Source organism: Micromonospora sp. NPDC048935, from assembly GCF_043197875.1.
GTDB lineage: Bacteria > Actinomycetota > Actinomycetes > Mycobacteriales > Micromonosporaceae > Micromonospora.
Map to the genome: position 1 here is coordinate 1 of NZ_JBICTZ010000002.1, position 19,201 is coordinate 19,201.

Annotated in this window: 18 protein-coding genes; 14 read left to right on the plus strand and 4 right to left on the minus strand. The window is 71.1% G+C overall.

Going from position 1 to position 19,201, the window contains the following annotated elements:
• Positions 1-131: 131 nt before the first annotated feature.
• A complete protein-coding gene (locus ACGFIW_RS06290) occupies positions 132-1,352 on the minus strand; it encodes a multidrug effflux MFS transporter (RefSeq protein ID WP_393312712.1) in 1,221 nt (406 codons plus the stop codon).
• Positions 1,353-1,695: 343 nt separating this feature from the next.
• On the opposite strand from ACGFIW_RS06290, the gene ACGFIW_RS06295 reads away from it, so the two are divergent.
• The 7 genes from ACGFIW_RS06295 (at position 1,696) to ACGFIW_RS06325 (ending at position 9,133) form a co-directional block, all read left to right on the plus strand.
• The gene (locus ACGFIW_RS06295) at positions 1,696-2,247 is read left to right on the plus strand and encodes an RNA polymerase sigma factor (protein WP_393311298.1); all 552 of its coding nucleotides are present in this window, start codon (positions 1,696-1,698) and stop codon (positions 2,245-2,247) included.
• On the plus strand, positions 2,244-3,041 hold the full coding sequence (locus tag ACGFIW_RS06300; protein WP_393311300.1) for a zf-HC2 domain-containing protein: 798 nt from the start codon (positions 2,244-2,246) through the stop codon (positions 3,039-3,041). The genes ACGFIW_RS06295 and ACGFIW_RS06300 overlap by 4 nt, the downstream gene beginning before the upstream one ends.
• 41 nt (positions 3,042-3,082) lie before the next feature.
• Entirely contained in the window at positions 3,083-3,883 is an 801-nt protein-coding gene (locus tag ACGFIW_RS06305) for an ABC transporter ATP-binding protein (RefSeq protein ID WP_393312714.1), read from the plus strand.
• Complete coding sequence (locus ACGFIW_RS06310) at positions 3,880-5,262, plus strand: hypothetical protein (protein ID WP_393311302.1); 1,383 nt, start codon at positions 3,880-3,882, stop codon at positions 5,260-5,262. The genes ACGFIW_RS06305 and ACGFIW_RS06310 overlap by 4 nt, the downstream gene beginning before the upstream one ends.
• The gene (locus tag ACGFIW_RS06315; protein WP_393311304.1) at positions 5,259-5,873 is read left to right on the plus strand and encodes a hypothetical protein; all 615 of its coding nucleotides are present in this window, start codon (positions 5,259-5,261) and stop codon (positions 5,871-5,873) included. The genes ACGFIW_RS06310 and ACGFIW_RS06315 overlap by 4 nt, the downstream gene beginning before the upstream one ends.
• Entirely contained in the window at positions 5,870-6,022 is a 153-nt protein-coding gene (locus tag ACGFIW_RS06320; protein WP_393311306.1) for a hypothetical protein, read from the plus strand. Before ACGFIW_RS06315 ends, ACGFIW_RS06320 begins: the two co-directional genes overlap by 4 nt.
• A 228-nt stretch (positions 6,023-6,250) precedes the next feature.
• Complete coding sequence (locus ACGFIW_RS06325; protein WP_393311308.1) at positions 6,251-9,133, plus strand: BTAD domain-containing putative transcriptional regulator; 2,883 nt, start codon at positions 6,251-6,253, stop codon at positions 9,131-9,133.
• Between the two features lie 318 nt (positions 9,134-9,451).
• On the opposite strand, the gene ACGFIW_RS06330 is transcribed toward ACGFIW_RS06325, so the two are convergent.
• Positions 9,452-11,260 carry a S9 family peptidase gene (locus ACGFIW_RS06330; protein WP_393311310.1) on the minus strand — a complete coding sequence of 603 codons (1,809 nt, stop codon included), beginning with the start codon at positions 11,258-11,260 and terminating at the stop codon, positions 9,452-9,454.
• A 96-nt stretch (positions 11,261-11,356) separates the two neighbouring features.
• Between ACGFIW_RS06330 and ACGFIW_RS06335 the strand changes: the two genes are divergently transcribed.
• The 5 genes from ACGFIW_RS06335 to ACGFIW_RS06355 all read left to right on the plus strand — a co-directional run bounded on the left by ACGFIW_RS06335 (position 11,357) and on the right by ACGFIW_RS06355 (position 15,901).
• Positions 11,357-12,337 (plus strand): GNAT family N-acetyltransferase, encoded by a 981-nt coding sequence (locus ACGFIW_RS06335; RefSeq protein WP_393311312.1) that lies wholly within the window; start codon positions 11,357-11,359, stop codon positions 12,335-12,337.
• 229 nt (positions 12,338-12,566) lie between these two features.
• The gene (locus ACGFIW_RS06340) at positions 12,567-13,994 is read left to right on the plus strand and encodes a DHA2 family efflux MFS transporter permease subunit (RefSeq protein ID WP_393311314.1); all 1,428 of its coding nucleotides are present in this window, start codon (positions 12,567-12,569) and stop codon (positions 13,992-13,994) included.
• 34 nt (positions 13,995-14,028) lie between these two features.
• Entirely contained in the window at positions 14,029-14,451 is a 423-nt protein-coding gene (locus ACGFIW_RS06345) for a carotenoid oxygenase family protein (protein ID WP_393311316.1), read from the plus strand.
• Positions 14,426-14,824, plus strand: a complete 399-nt coding sequence (locus ACGFIW_RS06350) for a Dabb family protein (RefSeq protein ID WP_393312716.1) — start codon at positions 14,426-14,428, stop codon at positions 14,822-14,824. Before ACGFIW_RS06345 ends, ACGFIW_RS06350 begins: the two co-directional genes overlap by 26 nt.
• A 126-nt stretch (positions 14,825-14,950) precedes the next feature.
• Positions 14,951-15,901, plus strand: a complete 951-nt coding sequence (locus ACGFIW_RS06355; RefSeq protein WP_393311318.1) for a DUF5954 family protein — start codon at positions 14,951-14,953, stop codon at positions 15,899-15,901.
• A 36-nt stretch (positions 15,902-15,937) separates the two neighbouring features.
• On the opposite strand, the gene ACGFIW_RS06360 is transcribed toward ACGFIW_RS06355, so the two are convergent.
• Entirely contained in the window at positions 15,938-16,756 is an 819-nt protein-coding gene (locus tag ACGFIW_RS06360) for a hypothetical protein (RefSeq protein ID WP_393311320.1), read from the minus strand.
• 15 nt (positions 16,757-16,771) lie between these two features.
• Positions 16,772-17,179: a RidA family protein gene (locus ACGFIW_RS06365; RefSeq protein ID WP_357558599.1), complete on the minus strand. Its 408-nt coding sequence runs from the start codon at positions 17,177-17,179 to the stop codon at positions 16,772-16,774.
• Positions 17,180-17,351: 172 nt separating this feature from the next.
• On the opposite strand from ACGFIW_RS06365, the gene ACGFIW_RS06370 reads away from it, so the two are divergent.
• Positions 17,352-18,206 (plus strand): NAD(P)-dependent oxidoreductase, encoded by an 855-nt coding sequence (locus ACGFIW_RS06370; RefSeq protein WP_393311322.1) that lies wholly within the window; start codon positions 17,352-17,354, stop codon positions 18,204-18,206.
• A 16-nt stretch (positions 18,207-18,222) separates the two neighbouring features.
• Positions 18,223-19,176 carry a 3-oxoacyl-ACP synthase III family protein gene (locus ACGFIW_RS06375; protein ID WP_393311324.1) on the plus strand — a complete coding sequence of 318 codons (954 nt, stop codon included), beginning with the start codon at positions 18,223-18,225 and terminating at the stop codon, positions 19,174-19,176.
• Positions 19,177-19,201 lie beyond the last annotated feature (25 nt).

Below are 19,201 nucleotides of genomic sequence, written 5' to 3' on the forward strand. Positions count from 1 at the left end.
GGGGCCGCGCGGGGGGGGGGGCTAGACACCCGGCCCCCCCCCCCCGCGCGCCCACCCGCCCCCGGAGCAAAACACCCCGCAGACCCGGTTAGGGGGGGGGGGGCCGGCCACCCGCCCCCCCCGCTCGTTGGTCAGTGCAGGGCGACCACCAGGTCGGGGTCGACCGTGGCGAGGCCGGCGCGGGGCACGACGAGGAGCATGACCGTCAGCGCGGCGGCCATGCCACCGGCGATGACGACAGCCATCGGTACGCTCCCGGCGCCGAACAGGCCCGCCAGGGGTGCCGAGAGCGCGCCGACACCGAACTGCACCGCGCCGAGCAGCGCGGCGGCGGTGCCCGCGGCCTCGCTGTGTCGGCTCATGGCCAGCGCCGGCGCGTTGGGCAGGGCCAGGCCCGCCGCGGCCAGGACCAGCCACAGTGCCGCGAGCAGGGTGGCCAGACCACCGAAGCCGGTCGCCGCGAACACGACGAGCAGTAGCCCCGCCGCCGTGCCGGCGAGCAGGGCGCTTACCAGGATCCGCTGCGGGCTGTAGCGGCGCAGCAACCGGACGTTGAACTGGGTGGCCCCGATCAGCCCGACGGCGCCGGCACCGAAGGCCAGGCCGAACTGCTGCTCGTCGAGGCCGTACTCCCGTTGGAGCACGAACGACGACCCGGAGACGTACGCGAACAGGGCCGCCATCGCCAGCCCGGCGACAAGCACCAGACCGACGAACGCCCGGTCGTTGAGCAGCCCCCGGTAGTCGCGCAGGGTGGCACCGACTCCCCCGTGCCGCCGACGCGTCACCGGGAGGGTCTCCGGGAGCCGGAGCGCGGCCACGACGATCAGCAACGCGCCGAGCACCGCCAGCGCCGCGAAGACGCCCCGCCAGTCGGTCCAGCTCAGCAGGCCGCTGCCCAGGGTCGGCGCGAGGATGGGCGCCAGGCCCATGACGAGCATCAGCCGGGAGAAGATCCGGGCGAAGGAGGCACCGCTGAAGAGGTCGCGGACGACGGCGGTCGCGACCACCGTGGCGGCCGCCACGCCCAGCCCCTGGAGGACGCGCAGCGCGCCGAGCACGGCGATGGTGGGCGCGAAGACGCACAGCACGGATGCCAGGATGTGCGCGGCCAGGCCGGCCAGTAGCGGTAGCCGCCGCCCGACCACGTCGGAGAGCGGCCCGATCAGCAACTGGCCCAGCGCGAGGCCGACGAGCGTGCCGGTCAGCGTCAACTGCACAGCGGTCTCGGTGGTCTGCAGACCTGCCGTGATGGCGGGCAGTGCGGGCAGGTACATGTCGATGGTCAACGGCCCGATGGCGATCAACGCGCCCAGCACGAGGACGAGTTGCGCCCGCTGCCGGTTGGTCATCAGGTCACCGGGCAGCATGTCCTCGGTCGTGCCCGGGTTGCCCGCGCGGGTGCCGGCTCCGGTCTTGTCCACCAACTGCCTCATCATCTCGATCTCTCTGCGGAAGCCTGTGCGTCGTCACGGCGTTCAGCGCGTCCACAGGTGCGGAGCACGATGTCCGGGGTGGCCGGACGGGTGATCACCCGGTGGTGATCCTGCCGCTCGCCAACGTCCAGGAGCCGTACGACGTTCCCGCTGTGGGGGGAGTCACGCCGGGTTGGTTCGCCCCGGACACAGGTCGTGTGGTGACCGGGGTCACAGACACACCAGAACCGGGAAGGAGGTCCGCGTCGTCTTGCCTGTCGTGAGACGAAGTCTGGACGGCCTCGACGAGGCCGAGTTGCTCCGCCGCGTCGGCCGTGGCGACCGGCGTGCCTTCGACGCCCTGTACCGGCGTACCGCCCCGTGGTTGACCGCGCGGCTGCGTCGGCGTTGCGCCGACGAGGACGTGGTGGCCGAGGTGTTGCAGGAGACGTACCTGGCGGTGTGGCGGTCGGCCGGCAGCCAGGCGCGGTCTGCGGGCTCCGGCAGCGCGGTGGGCTGGTTGTGGACGATCGCCGCCCACCGGCTGATCGACGCGTTCCGCCACCGGGCCCGCAGGGAACGGATCCCGTCGGTGCAGACCTACGACGCCGTGGCTCCGGCGGCCGAGGACGAGGCGCTGGCCGGCGGGTTGGACGCCAACCTGGAGCGGGCCCTACAGGCCCTGCCGGCGGAGTTGCGCCAGGTGCTGCGCGCGATGGTCCTCGACGGACTGACCGTACGGGAGACCTCGCTGCTGCTCGGCATGCCGGAAGGAACCGTGAAGACCCGCGCGCGGCGGGCCCGAATCGCGCTGCGGGAGGCGCTGTCATGACCACTCATCCCAACCCCACACTGATCTCCGCGTACGCCTCGGGCGGTCGCGGCGTCGACGACACGACCATCTGGGCGGTCGAGGCGCACCTGGAGTCCTGCGCCGCCTGCCGGGCGGTCCTGGCCGACACGGCCGACCCCGCCACCCGCGACCTGCTGGACCGGGTGGCCGACGGCATCGCCACCGGAATCGCCACCGGCCCCGCTCCGGTGCGTCGGCGGCGACTGCGGCGGACCGGGGTCGCCGCCCGGATCCTGCCGTGGCTGGCCACCGCCGCCGGCATGATGTTGGCCGCGGTGCTCTTCGAGACGACCTTCGACAGCCTGCCGTCGCTGGTGTTGCTCGTCGCGCCGATGGCACCGCTGCTGCCGGTGGCCGCGCTCTGGAGCCGGCGACTCGACCCGGCCTGGGAGTTGACGGCCACCATGCCGCGTGCCGGGTTGGCGCTGCTGCTGCGCCGCACGTTGGCGGTCCTGGTGGCGGTCATCCCGGTGCTGGCCGTGGCGGGTTGGGGCACCGGCCACTCCCCGACTCTCTGGCTGCTGCCGGCGCTGGGTTTCACCGCTGGGGCCCTGACGCTGGGCGGGCTGGTGGGGGTGGACCGCGCCGCCGCCGTGCTGGCCCTCACCTGGTCCGCGGGTGTCGTGGCACCGAGTCTGGCCGGCGGGCGACTCCCGGCCGTCCTCGCGGACAGCAGCTCGCCCTGGTGGGCCGCGAGCACCGTGGCACTTGTGGCCGTGGTGCTCGTCCGGGCCCGACGACGTCCGTTCGGAGGACTTTCCCGCACGTCGTGACAGCTGACGACACAAACCACGAACCGAATGGAGAAGTAATGATGCGTATGGTCAGCGTGGCTGAGACCACGCCGTCCACCTATCCGTGGGCGGTACAGACCGAGAAGTTGCAGGTCCGCGCCGGCAGGCACCTGGCGGTCAACGGGCTGGACCTGGCGCTGGGCACCGGCGTACACGGGTTGCTCGGCCCCAACGGCGCCGGCAAGACGACGTTGATGCGCGCACTCGCCACGGTGGTGAAACCCGCCGACGGCCGGCTGCGCCTGCTCGGCGAGGACATCACCGCCAGGGCGGACCTCCGTCGGGTACGCCGTGGCCTGGGCTACCTGCCGCAGCACTTCGGCTTCTACCCGCGCTTCACGGTCCGGGAGTTCGTCGAGTACATGGCCTGGCTCAAGGAGATGCCGAAGACGGTCATCCCGGGCGCGGTGCAACGGGCCGTCGAGCGGGTCGGCCTCGCCGACCGGGCCGACTCCCGGATGAAGACGCTCTCCGGCGGAATGCTGCGCCGTGCCGGCATCGCCCAGGCGATCGTCAACGACCCGGAGGTGCTGCTGCTCGACGAGCCGACGGTCGGCCTGGACCCGGAGCAGCGTCTCGACTTCCGCGAGCTGTTGCGCGAGATCGGCCTGGACAGCTGCGTGCTCGTCTCCACCCACCTGGTCGAGGACGTCGCGGTGGCCTGCACCGACGTGGTGCTGGTCCACGAGGGTCGCCTGGTGTGGCAGGGCACCACCGGGCAACTGGCCCAGCAGGGCGGCACCGGCGACGCGGGCGACAGCGCCACCGAACGCGGCTACTCGGCGCTGCTGCGCTCCCACCGCGGGCAGGTGCCGGCATGATCGGGCGCATCCTCCGCATCGAGCTACGCCGGTCGGCGGCCCTGGGCGTCGCACTGCTGTTGCTGGTGACCGGCGTGCCGTTACTGCTCACCTCCACCCTGTTCTTCGCCGGCCGGTGGATGCAACTGGCCGTCATCGCACGGTCGATGCTCGTGGTGCTGCTGCCGCTGGCACTCGCCGGTGGGGCGTGGCTGGGTCGGCGCGACGCCCGTAACCGGGTCGACGAGTTGTTCACCAGCACCGCCCGACCCCGGTGGCACCGCACCACGGTGACCGCCAGCGCGCTCGCGATCACGGTGGTGGCCGCGTACACCCTGCTGTGTCTCATCGCGACCGGATGGGTGGTGCCGACGGCGCACTACTTCCCGAGCGCCGCCATCGTCGTCGCCGCCGTCGGTGTTCCGGCAGTGATCGCCGCCGGCTGGCTGGGCATGGCCGCCGGTCGGGCCGTACCCCGGGTGATCACCGCACCCGTCGTCGCGGTGGCCGGGTTCGCGCTGCTCGGGCTCCTCCCCGAGCTCATGGCGCAGCCCGCTCCCGACGCGCCGGTCTTCCTACCCGAGCCCTCGGCGCTACTGCTCATCCCGGTCATCAGCGGCCTCGACGACTTCCAGACGATCATGCCGCGGGTGAGCGCGCTCCAGACGCTGTGGCTGGTGGCGCTCGCCGCCACCGGGCTGCTGCTGTTGGGCACGGTCCGCCGCCGCGCCGCCGCGCTGGCCGTGCTCCCGGCGGTGCTCGGCGCCGCGGTGGCCGTACCGCTGCTGCCCGCCGGCGGTACGCGCGGGGCGGCGGTCGTCGACCCGGTCGCCATCGAGTTGGTCTGTGACAACGCCGGCCCGCAGGTCTGCGTGACACGGGTGCACGCCGAGCTGCTGCCCGACGTCGTCGGCCCGGCCCGCCAGGCTCTCGCCATGATGGCGGCCAAGCTGCCCGACGCGCCCGTGCGGGCGGTGCAGACCCAGCAGGTCACCTACTGGGCACGGCTGGACCCGAGTACGCCACCGACACCGCACTCCGCCGACACCGTCGTCTTCGACACCCCCACGATCGACAGCCTCGGGCGCGCCGACATGTCCGGCGACTACTTCCTGCCGTCCCTGCTGGAGGCCGCCTGGAAGCAGGAGTGTGCCGACCAGTCGGTTCAGGGCGACGAGTACCGGGCCCGGATCGTCGCCGCCGCCTGGCTGACCGGTCGACCACCGGCACCGCAGCCCGGATGGGACCCCACCGAGATGGAGCGGCTGGTGAGCGCGTACCAGGCGCTTGTCGCTCTCCCGGAGGCCGAGCAACGGCGTCGGATGGGAGCGGCACGCGAGGCGGCGCTTGCCTGCCAGGGCGACGGCCTCGCCTCGGTCCTGCCCAAGGAGCAGCCGTGAGGTGGCTTCAGCTCTACCTCCGCTCCCGTCGGGTCCCCCTCGCGCTGACCACCGCGACGGCGCTTATCGCGGTGGCGTGGGCCCTGTCGCTTGCCTACACCGACGCGACGACCATCAACACCCGCACGGTCAGCCTCGTCATCATGCTGGCGGTGGTCGCGGCCGGCACCACCCTCGGCGGTGCCGACGACTCCCTCGACCACACGGCGGCGGTCAACTGGCCGCTACGACGTGCCGGGCACCTGCTGCTCGCCGTCGCCACGATCGCCGCCCTGCTCGCCCTCAGCACGGTCAGCGACGCGCGCTTCGAACCGTTCGCCCTGGTGTTGCGCAACATCACGGGGCTGCTCGGACTCACCGCCCTCGGTGCCGCCCTGTTCGGTGCCGCCCTGTCCTGGATCTCCCCGCTGACCTGGACCCTCGTCGCGGTCATGCCGTTCGTGGGCCCCAGCAGGGACCTGCGGATGCAGGTCGCCGGCTGGTTGGTCCAACCCGTCGGCACCACCGCCGCCACGGTCTGCGCCGTCACCCTGGCGGTGGCCGGTCTGCTCGTGTACGGCCTGCGGGGTTGCCCCCTGCGACCGGCCAGCGAGACCGGACCCGACCGGTGACAGACCTCGGTGGTGCCGTCGACGTGCCCGCGCTGGTCGTCGAGGGGCGTACGAACTCCGCGGTCGCTGCCACGCCCCACCTTGCCGAGAGGACCGTCGACAAGAACGTCAGCAGCATCTTCACCAGTTCGGCCGCCCCCGTCCGATGATGATCACCGGCGCGTCCTCGCCGTCCTGGCGTATCTCCACAACCAACGGTTGTCCCGCGTTCCGCACGCCCCCGTCGTCCAGCAACCGCTCGGCTGGTCGGCCTCGTCCCTCGCTGCGCTGCGTGCCGACCAACCGCCCCCGTATCGGTTGGTAGAAGAATCACGGACCGCCCATGCCGAATCCTTCCCGTATTCTTCCCATCACCGAAAAACGTCAGTTCGACAGCCATGGGCACCGGGAAGGTCGTGGTGGAGCTTCGGGTCCTGGGCCCGGTCGAGGTGTGGAACCGCGGCGTTTCGCTCCAGTTCGCTCGGCGTCAGCAACGGGTGCTCCTGGGGATCCTCGCGCTGGAGGCGAACCAACTGGTCACCGGCGACCGGCTGGTCGATCTCCTGTGGGGTGAGCGACCGCCCCGGCGGGCGCGGGCGGTGCTCCAGACCCGGTTGTCCGAGGTCCGCGCGATCCTCGACCTGGCCGAGCAACCCGACCCGGCCGTGCTGTTGGAGACCACGGGCGGTGGTTACCTCCTGCGGGTGCCACCCGAGCAGGTCGACGCCCAACTGTTCAAGAGTCTGGTCAGCGATCAGCGGACGCGGGGCTCCGACGACGAGGCACGGTCGATCCTCCGGTCGGCGCTGGCCCTCTGGCGGGGACCGGTCCTCGGCGGGTGGCTGCCGGACGACGGGCAGGCGGACCTGACCCGGGGCTTGGAGGCGTTGCGCCTGACCGCCACCGAAGACCTTTTCGACGTCGAGCTTCGGCTCGGCAACCACCGCGACATCGTCGACGAGGTCGCCGAGTTGGCCGGCCGGCATCCGACCCGGGAACGGCTGGCCGGTCAGATGATGCGTGCCCTGACCCGGTCGGGGCGGGGCCCCGAGGCGCTGAGGTCGTTCGACAGGTGGCGGCGGTGGTTGCGGGACGAGCTGGGCACCGACCCGTCCGCCGAACTACAGGCGATCCACCTCGCCGTGCTGCGGGGCGCCGACGATCAGCCGGACACCGACGGCAGCGGGACGCCGGTGGCCTCCGCCCAGCCGCCGCACCCTCCGGACGGGCAGCACAGCGGATCTCCAGCCGGTTTCCAACTCAGCACGCCGCGACACCTTCCCGCCGACATCGCCGACTTCTCCGGACGGCAGCCGGAGCTGACCAGGATCGAGAAGATCCTGCTCCGATCGGGCGCCGGCGCCCGGATCGCGGTGGTCTCGGGGCCTGCCGGCGTCGGCAAGACCGCGTTCTCCATCCACGTCGCGCACCGGCTGGCCAGCTCTTTTCCGGACGGACAGCTCTACGTCAACCTGCGCGGCGTGGACAGCGACCGGGGCCTGACCCCGTACGAGGTGCTGGGTCGGTTCCTTCGCGCGCTCGGCGTCGACGGGCTGCACCTGCCCCCGACCCTGGACGAGCGGATGGACCTCTACCGGGACCTGCTCGCCGATCGGCGGCTGTTGGTCCTGTTGGACAATGCCGCCGCCGACGACCAGTTGTCGGCCCTCATCCCCGGCGGCACGTCGTGCGGCGTCCTGGTCACCAGCCGCGCCCGGCTGGGTGCCATCCTCGGCGCCCAGACCGTGGCGCTCACGGTGATGGACGCGACGGACGCGGCGCTCCTGCTGTCCCGGATCGCCGGCCCGGGCGCGGTGCTCGACGAGGCGTCCGCCACCGCCCTGCTCAGCCGCTGCGCGTACCTGCCGCTGGCGATCCGGATCGTCGGCGCGAAACTGGCCGCGAAACCACACTGGACCGTCGACCGGCTCGTGCAGATGCTCGACGACGAGCGCAGCCGACTGGACCGGCTCTCGCACGGTCACCTCGACGTCCGCGCCAGCCTCGCACTCAGCTACCAGGTGCTGAGCCCGGCGGCGCGCACGCTGCTGCGCCGCCTCGGTGACATCGAGATCGCCGAGGTCAGCGACTGGCTCGCCGCCGCACTGCTCGACACGACCGCCGATCGGGCACAGGAGTTGCTGGAGCAGCTCATCGACGCGCAACTGCTGGACTTCTCCGGCCACTACCCGGCCGGTCAGCCCCGCTACCGCCTGCACGACCTCGTACGCCTCTTCGGCCGGGAGCGGGCGTTGTCGGAAGCCAGCCCCGGGGAGCTGGGCGCGGCACGTGGCCGGGCCTTCGGCGCCGCCCTGAGCATCATCGAGCGGCTCCTCCACGCGCTGTACGGCGGCCCCACCCTCACCATGCGGGGCGGGACCCCACGATGGGAGGTCGACGAGCTGCTGGTCGGGTCGTCGGCGACCGACCTGCTCGGATGGTTCGACGTGGAACGCCCCACCATCGTGTCGATCATCGAACGTGCGGCTCGGGACGGGCTTGGCGAAACGGCGTGGGATCTCGCCTGCACCGCGTCCCCCCTGTTTCCGATGCGCCGGCAGTACGACGACTGGCAGCACATTCTCGATGTCGCCTGGGAGAGCGCGCTGGCGGCGAACGACAGCCGGGGACAGGCGGCGATCTCCTACCGACTGGGGATGTTGACAGTCGACCGCCAGGAGTTCGACAGGGCCGACGAACACTTCCAGCGCGCCAGGCGCGTCTTCGACAGGACAGGTGACAGGCACGGCGTGGCGGTCGTGGATGCGTACCTCGCCATGGTGTTGCGTTTCCGGGGTCAGCCGGGCGCGGCGCTGCAACGGTACTCGTCGGCGCTGACCGGCCTGCGGGACACCGACGTGGGCGGCGCCGCCTTCGTCCTGCGGGGCATGGGGCAGGCATACCTGGATCTCGGCGACCAGGAGGGCGCCAAGGCGCACCTCGACGAGTCGATCGCGTTGTACGACACGATCGGCTCCCCGCCGATGGGACGCGGGCAAGCGCTGTTCTGGCAGGGTATGCGCCTCCTGGCGGCGGGCCGCCACGATCAGGCGGCCCCACTGTTCGACCACGTCCTGACGATCACCGCGGTGCTGGGCGACCGGCACGGGCAGGCCCAGGCGCTGCGCGGACTCGGCATCTGCCAGCACCGGGCGGGACAGGTCCCGCAGGCGCGGGCGACGCTCGACGAGGCACTGCGGCTGGTTCGGCAGCCGACGCCCACGATCGTCGAGATGTTCGTGCGGCGGACCGTTCACGATCTCTTTGGCGACGGCGACTGACCTGGCGATCGCTAATGGACAGCACGGATGATGACAGAGACGTTACGATCCTGCTGTCCATCGAAACATCGACATAGGGGACCAGTTTTGACGAAGCGTATCGCTGCCGTGGTAGCTGCTTTCGCCATGGCTCTGGCCGTCTCCGCGCCGCAGTCGGCCCCGACCTCGCCGGCGGGATCAACGTCCGCCGCCAGCCTGTCGACGGGCTGCGACTGGTGCGCACCGGAGCACTGAGAAGCCGCAGCACACCGGATGACCCGGTCGGCTGACGGTCGCACCTCCCCGACGAGGAGCGACCGTCAGCCGACCATTCCCGCGTCAGGTGCCGAGGTGCTTGACCAGAAACTCGCCCGCCTCCGCGAATGCCCTGGCCTGGTTCTCCCGGCGGAGCAAGCCGTGCCCCTCGTCCTCGAAGATCTCGTACCGCACATCCACGCCACGCGACCGCAGCCGCTCCACGATCTGATCGCTCTCCCGCTGGGGCACCCGGGGATCGTTGGCCCCCTGGATGACAAGCAACGGGGCCCGGATCTGGTCCGCGTGGGTCACCGGTGAGCGGGCCATCAGCCGGTCCGCATCCGCCTCCGGGTCGCCGATCACCGTCGCCACAAGTGAACGCCACGTCGGAGGCGACGCCTTCGCCAGAGTGACGAGGTTGCTCGGTCCGTACAGGTCCACGCCGGCCGCCCAGTTCACCTCGGGCAGCCGGCTGAGGCAGGACAGCACGGCGAACCCACCGTACGAGGCGCCCATGACCCCGACCCGGGCCGGATCGACCCACTCCTGGGCTCGCAGGAAGGCGACCGCGTCGGCGAGGTCGGTCAGGTCACCGCCGCCCCAGTCCCGATTCACCAGGTCCGAGTACGTGCGGCCATATCCCAGAGAGCCACGGATGTTCGGGGCGAAGACGCCGATCCCCTGCGCGAGCAGGTACTGGTAGAAGCCGTCGTACATGTAGACCGGCAACTCCTGCCAGGCCGGACCACCGTGCACCGAGATCAGGACTCCGGCGGGCGCACCGTGCCGGGGACGGTAGAGGTAGCCGGGAATCCGGCGGCCGTCGCCGGCCGGATAACGGACCAACGTCGGCGCGACGAAGGTGGCCGGGTCGGCCGCGACCGGCCGGGCGTCGCTGAGCCACCGGAGCTCTCCGGTCTCAAGATCGGTCAGAAGGATGTTCCACGGCTGGGTCGCGGTAGAGAACCGCAGCACGACGAAGCGACCGTCAGCGGAGACGGTGAGGCCGGTCGCCGCCCCGGCGGGCAGCTCCGGCATCCGGAGGTCGGCACCGGTGCCGAGGTCACGACCACGCAGTTGGCAGAACCCGTCGACATTGACGTTCCACACCAGCACCCGCCCGTCACCGGAGAGAGCGACCTCCTGCACATCCCAGTCCGGGGTGTCCAACCACGTGAGGGCGCCGGTGTCCGCGTCCATCGCCGCCAGACCGGTGAACTCCCGCTCGGCGTTCGACAGGACCAGGAAACCACTGCCGTCCGGCAACCACGGGCCCAACCAGTACGTCGCCACACCGTCCGGCGACGTCAGCGAACGCGGCTCGGCGCCGTCCAGGGACGCGACGTACACAAGGTGGTCGCTGTTGGTGGTCCTCCACTCGGCGACGGTGAGCCTGGTCCCGTCGGGAGACCAGTAGCCGGGGTACGTCCTCCCACCGCCGTCGTACACCCGGCGGACCTCCCCGGACGACAGATCGAGGACCAGCACGTCCTGATCGGCGGGCGTCCGATCGTTGCCGCAGTAGGCGACGAACCTGCCGTCGGGAGAGAACGGATCACCTTCGGCCGCGGAGAACTGCACGCCCGGAGTGTCGGTCAGCCGCACCGGGTCCCCGCCCTCGGCGGCAATGCGGTGCAACTGCGTGTACTCATTACCCTGGTCATCGGCCAGGAACAACAGCCACTCACCACTGGGGTGCCACGCAACCCGGCGGACCGTCGAGTCGGTGCTGGCGGTCAACCGACGCGTGCCGCCATCCGACAACGACTGCGTGACCAGGTTGAACTGGCCGTTCCGGTCGTCAACGTACGCGATCTGGCTGCCGTCGGGCGCGATGACCAGCGTCGGCAGGAATCTCAGACCTGACTGAAAGTCGCGGTATCCGGACATGTTGGAGATCCTAGGCACTCGATGTCCCGCGGTGCCCGCCCGATAGCCGGCGGCCGATCCCCGTCCTGAGCGCCGACGCGGATAGTATGCCCGTCGATGAAGGCCCTCACCTGGATCCCGGCCACACCAGCGGATGCCGTGCCGCTGGCAGCGCTGTTCCGGCAGGCCGAGGCGATCACACCGGTCGGCCTGGACCAACGCGCCGAGAACGTCCGCACCCGCCTGGCGGGGCTCGGGCCGGACCTCACTCGGCACACCCGTGTCGGCCTGGACGGCGAGGGGACCGTCGCCGCGTACGCGGAGGTCGCGAACATGGGGGTGGCCGACGGCGTACTCCGGATCCGGCTGACGGCTGTGGCACATCCCGAACTGGGGGGCGACGTCCGCGCGGAGCTGCACCGGTGGCTCGTCGACCGGGCCGAGCAGTTGCGGCGGGCCGGCGGGACGGCACAGGCGGCCATGCTCGGCACCCGGTGCGCCGAGAACGACCCGGCCGGGTGTCGGCTGCTGACCGAGAACGGCTTCACGCTGGTCCGGCACGAACGAGACCTCGTCCTGGCGGTGCCGGAGCTGCCACCCGCCGTGGGTTTGCCGGCCAGCCTGGCGTTGGAGCCCGTCGACGAGCGTCACCAGGAACTCGCGCGGCTGGCCCACAACGAGACCTACGCCCAGAGCCCCTCGGCCCTCCGGCCGGACCAGCGCACGTGGCCGCAACACGCCATCGCACACCCGCAGTTCCTGCCGGACCTCTCCTGCCTGCTGCTCGCCCAGGGGGGCCGAGACGAGAACCCGGTCGCGGCCTTCCTGTTCGCGTTGGCCGACGACGACGCGGACGAACCGACAGCGATACTGCACTGTCTCGGCACCCGGCCCTCCTGGCGCCGCCGGGGCCTGGCTACCGCGATGATTCTGCGGGCCCTGCACCGGGCACGGTCGTCGGGCTTCCGCCGACTGCGACTCCAGGTGAGCGACACCAACAAACCGGCGCTGGCGCTGTACCAGCGGATCGGCTTCACCGAATCGGGGCGCGGGTACGCGGTGCTGATGCGCCAACTCGGTGGTCCGACAGCCGAGTGACGGCGAGTCCCGGTCAGCCCTGAGCAGGACCGCCGTCGGCGAGACAGCCTCCCGTACATCCGGGTGGAAGGCCGTCTACTGCCAGTTGTTCTCGACATCGGTGGACGGTGTCGGACGGACGTGGACAGCGCTGAACTGTGGAACGTGGACACCGCTGAGACGAAGACTCCTTGCCGAGCGGAGCCGTCACCCCCCGGGCGGTTGCGGCACCTAGGGGCAGGAGTGAACGATGTCCACCGTCTCGGCGGCAACCCCGGCCGCCATCACACGGCATCCGCGTGCCGTCGTGGTCCTCGCCACCGCGCAGTTCCTGGTGCTGCTCTCGACCTCCATCGTCAACGTCGCACTACCGTCGGTGCGTGCCGGCCTCAACCTCAGCGCAGGGGCGCTGACCTGGGTCGTCAACGCCTACGTTCTCGCATTCGGCGCGCTGCTGCTGCTCGGTGGGCGCCTGGCTGACGTCGTCGGGCAGCGACGGACGTACACGATCGGTCTCGGCGTTTTCCTCGTCGCCACGCTGGCCGCGGGGTTTGCGCCCACCGCGGAGGTCTTGCTCCCGGCGCGGGCCGGGCAGGGCGTCGGCGCCGCGCTCCTGTCCCCCGCGGCGCTGGCGCTGTTGCTCCGCCTGCATCCCGGCCCGGAGGAGCGCAGCCGCGCCGTCGCCGTCTGGGGTGGGGTCTCCGCGGCCGGGGGCGCAGCGGGAGTGCTGCTCGGCGGCGTGCTGACCGACTCACTGGGTTGGCGTTGGGTGTTCCTGGCCGCCGTACCCCTCGCCCTGGCGGCGCTGTTGCCCGCGGCACGGGTGCTGCCGGCAGACGAGGGTCGCACCCGTCGCTCGCTCGACGTTGCCGGTGCGGCGCTGGTGACCGTCGGCGTGGTACTGGCGACGTACGCGGTGGTGCAGGGCGGCGCAGACGGCTGGCTGACCGTGACCACGGCGCTGGTGACGGCGGCCGCCGTGGCGGCGCTAGTGGCTTTCGTCGTCGTCGAGCGCAGGCAGGCACAGCCCCTACTGCCCCTGCGGCTGTTCGCGAACGTCGAACTCAGCCGGGCCAACGTGGCCATGGCGTTGCTGGGCACCGTCTGGGTCGGGTTGTTCGTGGTGCTGCCGCTCTACCAGCAGCAGGTGCTGGGGTGGTCACCGCTGGAGTCCGGAGTCACCCAGCTTCCGTTGGCGCTGGCCAACATCGCCGCGGCCATGCTCACGCCCCGGATCGTCGCACGCGTCGGAGCGGCGGCGGCCACTGTCGGCGCGCTGCTGCTGCTCGCCGTGGGGCTCGCCTGGCTGGGTACCGCCGGCACCGACGGAACCTTCCTGCGGACGTTGCTCGGGCCCACAGTCCTGATCGGCCTCGGTATCGGTGCGGCCTTCGTACTGCTCACCGACGCGGCGACCACGGGCGTGGCCCCCGGCGACGTCGGCGTCGCGGGTGGCCTGGTGAACACCACGCGCCAGGTGGGCGGTGCGATCGGTCTCGCCGCCATGCTCGCGGTGGCGAAGGCGCGTACGTCGGCCGCACAAGCCCTGCCCGCCGTCGAAGCACTCGCCGCGGGGTACCGCGCCGCATTGCTCACCGCCGCGGTCGTCGCGCTGCTCGCCGCTGCCGTCAGCGCCACCGGGCTGCGCCGCCGCGCGGTCCGCCGTCGGACTCCCTGACCGAATGCCCCTGTCGCACAGAAGGAGACGCCACATGTCTGTCACCACTGCCGCCTCGGTCGGCAACTCCCCGAAGCCGTACCTGCGGGCCCACTTCGCCCCGGTCGTCGACGAGATCAGCGCGACCTCGCTGACCGTGCACGGTTCCCTGCCCACCGAGTTGGAGGGGCGCTACTTTCGCAACAGCCACAACCCGCTGCCCGGCGTCGTCCCCTCGAACTGGTTCGCCGGCTCGGGCATGATCCATGGCATTCGGCTGCGCGGCGGACAGGCCGAGTGGTACCGCAACTCCTGGGTCCGCACTCCCGCGCTCGACGGTGCCCCCTACCGCCGTGCCGACGGCAGCACGGACCTGACCGCGAGCGTCGCGGGGACCAACATCATCGAGCACGCCGGCAAGATCCTCGCCCTCCAGGAACAGAATCTGCCGCCTGACGTTCCGGCCCGAGGTAGATGAGCAACAACGAGCGGATGCGCTCGACCGGCTGCGCCGGCAGGGGTCGGACATCGACGCCGTGAAGTCCTGGGTTGTGGGCCCGGACATCGGCGGAGACTACGAGTGGGGCGCCGTCTTCGCGGTCGAGGACCTCGAAGGCTACTGGGAGTACCTCATCCACCCGGTGCACTTCGAAAGCGAGAAGGCGGGCCTTCCGCTGATCGACCGTTTCGTGTCCTTCGACATCACCGACGACGGCGACCCTGAGATCGGCGCACAGATCGCGCAGCTCCACAAGCGCAGCTACGAGGAGAACCCCGCGCTCGCCCAGTTGGTGGCCGACGTGCCGTCCTTCGCGGCGGGCGCGGTTCCCAAGGACACGCCGCAGCCCTGACGCAGCCGTCCTCGCGCATCCTCCACACTCCGGTGCTGGTCCTCGGTGACCGGGGCGCGGAACAGGCCGGATCGGCGAGGGCGCGCCGCCGTGACACAAGCCACAAACCGTCGCACAATTGATGGCGTGAGTGACGGAGTGCCGCCGCCGGTAGTCCTTCGGGTGCAGCAGCCCACCGACCCAGTCGGCGCGGTCACCGAGGACGACGCGGCACGGCGAGCGGCGACCTACCCGAAGATCCGCATCGGCGCCCCACTGTTCGGCCACGCCGTGCAGGCAGCCGGCGGGCGGTGGCAGGTCTACGCCGTCATCTCGGACACGCCGCAGGCCGCGCGGAACGACCTCGCGCACCACCTCATGGAGCAGCTCGACGAGACCACCGACCCCCGGCTCGCTGCGGAGTTGACCACCGCGCTCGCCGTCCTGGACCGGGAGAAGGTGAACGAGGTGGTGATCACCGGCCGCGTGCACCGCGTCGTGCGGGTGGACACGTTCGCGCGGTTCGGCCCGGACGGGCCGGAACCACCCCGACCCACCGACCGCGACCCCCGCGACGCCGAGGACCACGACAGCTTCCTCGCCCCAGAGATCGTCATCGACCCGGACGGGGCGACCGGCCTGAGTGAGGCGATGCTGCGGGTGGAGCTGACGACCGCGCACTACCCCCGAGCCCAGGTGCCCGCCGACGTGTACGCCGACAGCGTCGCCGCCGTCGCCTCCCACCCGGTCGGGGTCATCCTGCCGGCCCGCTACGCCGCCGCCGAACCCGTCGGCGGGTCGTGGCGGCCCTACAGTCGCGCGGTGGCCACACCGCAACTGGCCCGCGACGAGATCGCGTTCGGCCTGCGGCACATCGAACCGCGCCTGCTGCGGCTGACCGACGACCAGACGGCCGCCTACCAACAGGCCGCCGACAACCTCGATACCAACCCCGTCGACAACGTCACGGTGCTCGGGCGCCAATTCCGGGTCACCCGCATCGAGACCCTGCTGCGCATGGGCTCCAGCGGCCCCGAAATGCCCCGCCCATCGGATCCCGACCCGGACCAGCCACCGGGCGCGGACCGCCAACGCTGAAGCCAGCCCTTCGGCAGCTTCCGCGTCCGAGGCCGGTCAGAAGAGCCGGGCCTGTTCCTCGGCGGCCTCTCGCAGCGCCGCCGAATATTTCACGGTGCCGCCGGAGGTGCCGTAGTCGAGGCGGCTGGCCCCGCTCGTGCGACGGAGCATAGTGACGCTGTTCTGCGTCAGCTTGTGCGATTCCAGCAGATTGACCATCTCCAGTTCTCCTGGATTCGACTGCTGAAACCGACGCAGGTAGCGCAGAATTGCCTCACCCTCCGGATAGGTCATGAGGTAATGCATCAACAACACGCCACCGTCAGGGTTGATGCGCTCCCAGAAGTGCTCGAAGAAATAGAGGCACTCCCAGGCGTCGACCCAGGCGAGGTCGATGACGTCGAAGTCGGCCGGCAGTTTGTCACCGCACTCCCGAACGTCGGAGTTGACCACGGTGACCAATTCGTCGACGGACATCTCCCGAAGCACCTCGAGCACCCGACCGGCGGAGGAGAACGGGTTGGACAGATCGTCGACGGCGACCAGGCGGGGGTCGTACGGGCGCAGGTGGAAGGCCGGCGCGGCCAGCGCCGGTTCCTCGTTGAGCCACTCGTCGTGCAGGCCACCGGCGAGGTGTCGCCCGGTCTTCGCCGCGAGCCCGCGGGCCTCGGCGGCGACCTGATCGCGCACGTCGGCGAGCGCCGCGACGAGGAACGGGGTGGTGTAACCCATGCCCACCTCGATCACCCGGGCCGGCCGCAGCAGGTGGACCAGGTTGACCAGCAGCGGGGCCACCACGTCGGTGCCCATCTCCGGAACCCGGATGCCGGCGACGGCGCGCTGGAACTCCGGGCTGACGGTGCGATCCACGCGCATTCGAAGCTCCACCGCTCAGTTGGCGCCGACGACGGCGGTGACCTCGATCTCGATCAGCGCGTCGTCGCGGAACAGCTTCGACACCTCGACTGTCGTGCTGGTCGGAAGATCACCGGTGAAGTACTTTCCGCGCACCGCCGCGTACTCGGCGCGGTGGGCCATGTCGGTGAGGTAGGTCCGGATGTTGATCACATCGGCGAAGGTCGCGCCGTGCGCGGCGAGCAGCTGACCGATGATCTCCAGGGTCCGCTCGGCCTGCGCCGTCATGTCGCCCGGCCCGATGATCTCGCGGTTGTCGTCGTCGAGTGCGACCTGACCGGAGAGAACGAGCAGCGTGGTGTCGCCGAGACGCACCTCGGCGACCTGGGAGTAGGGCCCCGCCGGGGCGGGCGCTCCGCTCGGGTTCACCAGTCTCATCTGCATTGTCTGCCACCTCGCACCGGGATCCGGAGAAGCACCTTCGTCAGCCTACGGACGCCGGGGACGTTACCACAATCAGTGGTGAACGCCATTCCCTGCTTGAATCGGTGAGTCACAAGTAGTTGTAGTAATTGCCGCGTTGTCCCATCGTCAGATCGGCGGTTACACTTCCTCAATGCAGCTCCGAATCGCATTCCTCGGGCTCGGCCGGATGGGCCTGCCCATGGCGATCCGACTGGCCCGCGCGGGTCACGACCTCGCCGTCTGGAACCGGACCGCCGACCGGGCGGAGGAGGCCGTCGCCGCTGGCGCCCACCGTGCCGCCAGCGCCCAGGAGGCGGTCGCCGGCCGGCAGCTCGTGATCACGATGCTCAGCGACCCCGGCGCGGTCCTCGGTCTCCTCGACGGGCTCACCCTCGACCCGGGCACCGCACTGGTCGAGATGTCCACCATCGGGCCGGACGCGGTGGCCGAGCTGCGCAAGCGGCTGCCCGCGGAGGTGACGCTCGTCGACGCGCCGGTGCTGGGCAGTGTCCCCCAGGCGCAGAGCGGCGCGTTGCACATCTTCGCCGGCGGGTCGGCGGAGGACGTGGCCCGCTGCGCGCCGGTGCTGTCCGAGCTGGGCACAGTGCAACACGTTGGCCCCCTGGGCGACGGGGCCGCCGTCAAGCTCGTGGTCAACGTCGCCACCATCAACTCGGCAGTGCTCCTCGGCGAGGCACTGGGCCTGGCCGCCCGACTGGGCATCGCCCGGGAGACCGCGTTCGACGCGCTCGGCCGCACCACGCTGGCTCCGATCACCGGGGTGATGCGTCCCCGGCTGGCCGCCTCCCACCAGCCGACGCTCTTCGCGTTGGGGCACGCCGAGAAGGACCTGCGTCTGGCGATGGAGGCCGGTGCCCGCCCCGAGGGCGTGATCGCGGCGGCGCAACGGGCCCTGGCCGAGGGCCGCGACGCCGGTCTGGGCGACGAGGACGTGAGCGCGATCATCAGGACCCTCGCCGAAGGGTCCACCCGTCAGGCGGGTTGAGCGGGAGGAGTGTGGCGTGGCGGCAATCGTCGACTTCGAGGTGCGGCTGCCCTCCGGGCACGCCGACGTACGGAACATGCAGCAGGCTTCCGGGTTGGCCCTGGCCGAGATCCTGGAGATCACCCACGCCGAGCGTTTCCCCGTCCTGGGCGAGTACGAGACCGCCTGGGAGCTCGCCGCGGAGGCCGCCAGCTCGGTGCTCAAACGCAGCGGCGTCCCGCCGACCGACGTCGACCTGGTGCTCTACGCCGGCTCCGGCGAGTGGGACCGGCCGTTCTGGTCACCGGCGGCGCGAGTCGCCGCCGAACTGGGCATCGAACGGGCACACTGCTTCGAGGTGTCCAACTTCTGCAACGCGGCGATGACGGCCGTGCAGCTCGCGGCCGACAAGGTCAGCCTCGGGCGAGCCAGGCACGCCCTGGTCCTCATCGGAGACCGGCTGAGTCAACTGGTCGACTACCACGACCCCGAGTCGAAGGCGCTGTTCAACTTCGGCGACGCTCCCGCCGCCGTCCTCGTCGGCCGCGACGGGCCTCTCGAACTGCTGCACTCGCAGATGCGCACGGATCCGGAGTGGGCCGACTACTACTCCGGCGACATCGAGGACGACCGCGTCGTGATGCGTCGGCGGGGCCACCGCAGAGGGCTTGGCGACGCATACCTGCGCAACTTCGTGGAGCTGACCAACGACACACTGTCGACACTGGACCTGGCCCCGGGCGACGTGCGCTACCTGCTCATCAACCAGGGCGACCGCAACATGCACGAGCGGGTTCTCGAGGCGTTGGGCATGGCCGCGCGACAGTCGGTGTTCAACTACCACCGCTACGGGCACATGGGCGGCTCGGACCCGTTCATCGCCCTTGGCCAGCTCACGGACGAGGGACGGCTCTCGCCGGGTGACGTGGTGCTGGTGGCGAGCAGCGGGATGGGCTTCTCCTGGGGCGTGACCGCGCTGCGCCGCAGCTGAGCCGGCTCAGCACCCGACCGGCGCT

What these genes read in the sequence shown, in the direction of transcription:
- ACGFIW_RS06290 (WP_393312712.1), bottom strand. Translation starts at nt 1,352, where the DNA reads ATGACCAACCGGCAGCGGGCGCAACTCGTCCTCGTGCTGGGCGCGTTG.
- ACGFIW_RS06305 (WP_393312714.1), top strand. Translation starts at nt 3,083, where the DNA reads ATGCGTATGGTCAGCGTGGCTGAGACCACGCCGTCCACCTATCCGTGG.
- ACGFIW_RS06370 (WP_393311322.1), top strand. Translation starts at nt 17,352, where the DNA reads ATGCAGCTCCGAATCGCATTCCTCGGGCTCGGCCGGATGGGCCTGCCC.
- ACGFIW_RS06335 (WP_393311312.1), top strand. Translation starts at nt 11,357, where the DNA reads ATGAAGGCCCTCACCTGGATCCCGGCCACACCAGCGGATGCCGTGCCG.
- ACGFIW_RS06330 (WP_393311310.1), bottom strand. Translation starts at nt 11,260, where the DNA reads ATGTCCGGATACCGCGACTTTCAGTCAGGTCTGAGATTCCTGCCGACG.
- ACGFIW_RS06300 (WP_393311300.1), top strand. Translation starts at nt 2,244, where the DNA reads ATGACCACTCATCCCAACCCCACACTGATCTCCGCGTACGCCTCGGGC.
- ACGFIW_RS06325 (WP_393311308.1), top strand. Translation starts at nt 6,251, where the DNA reads ATGGGCACCGGGAAGGTCGTGGTGGAGCTTCGGGTCCTGGGCCCGGTC.
- ACGFIW_RS06340 (WP_393311314.1), top strand. Translation starts at nt 12,567, where the DNA reads ATGTCCACCGTCTCGGCGGCAACCCCGGCCGCCATCACACGGCATCCG.
- ACGFIW_RS06365 (WP_357558599.1), bottom strand. Translation starts at nt 17,179, where the DNA reads ATGCAGATGAGACTGGTGAACCCGAGCGGAGCGCCCGCCCCGGCGGGG.
- ACGFIW_RS06345 (WP_393311316.1), top strand. Translation starts at nt 14,029, where the DNA reads ATGTCTGTCACCACTGCCGCCTCGGTCGGCAACTCCCCGAAGCCGTAC.
- ACGFIW_RS06360 (WP_393311320.1), bottom strand. Translation starts at nt 16,756, where the DNA reads ATGCGCGTGGATCGCACCGTCAGCCCGGAGTTCCAGCGCGCCGTCGCC.
- ACGFIW_RS06310 (WP_393311302.1), top strand. Translation starts at nt 3,880, where the DNA reads ATGATCGGGCGCATCCTCCGCATCGAGCTACGCCGGTCGGCGGCCCTG.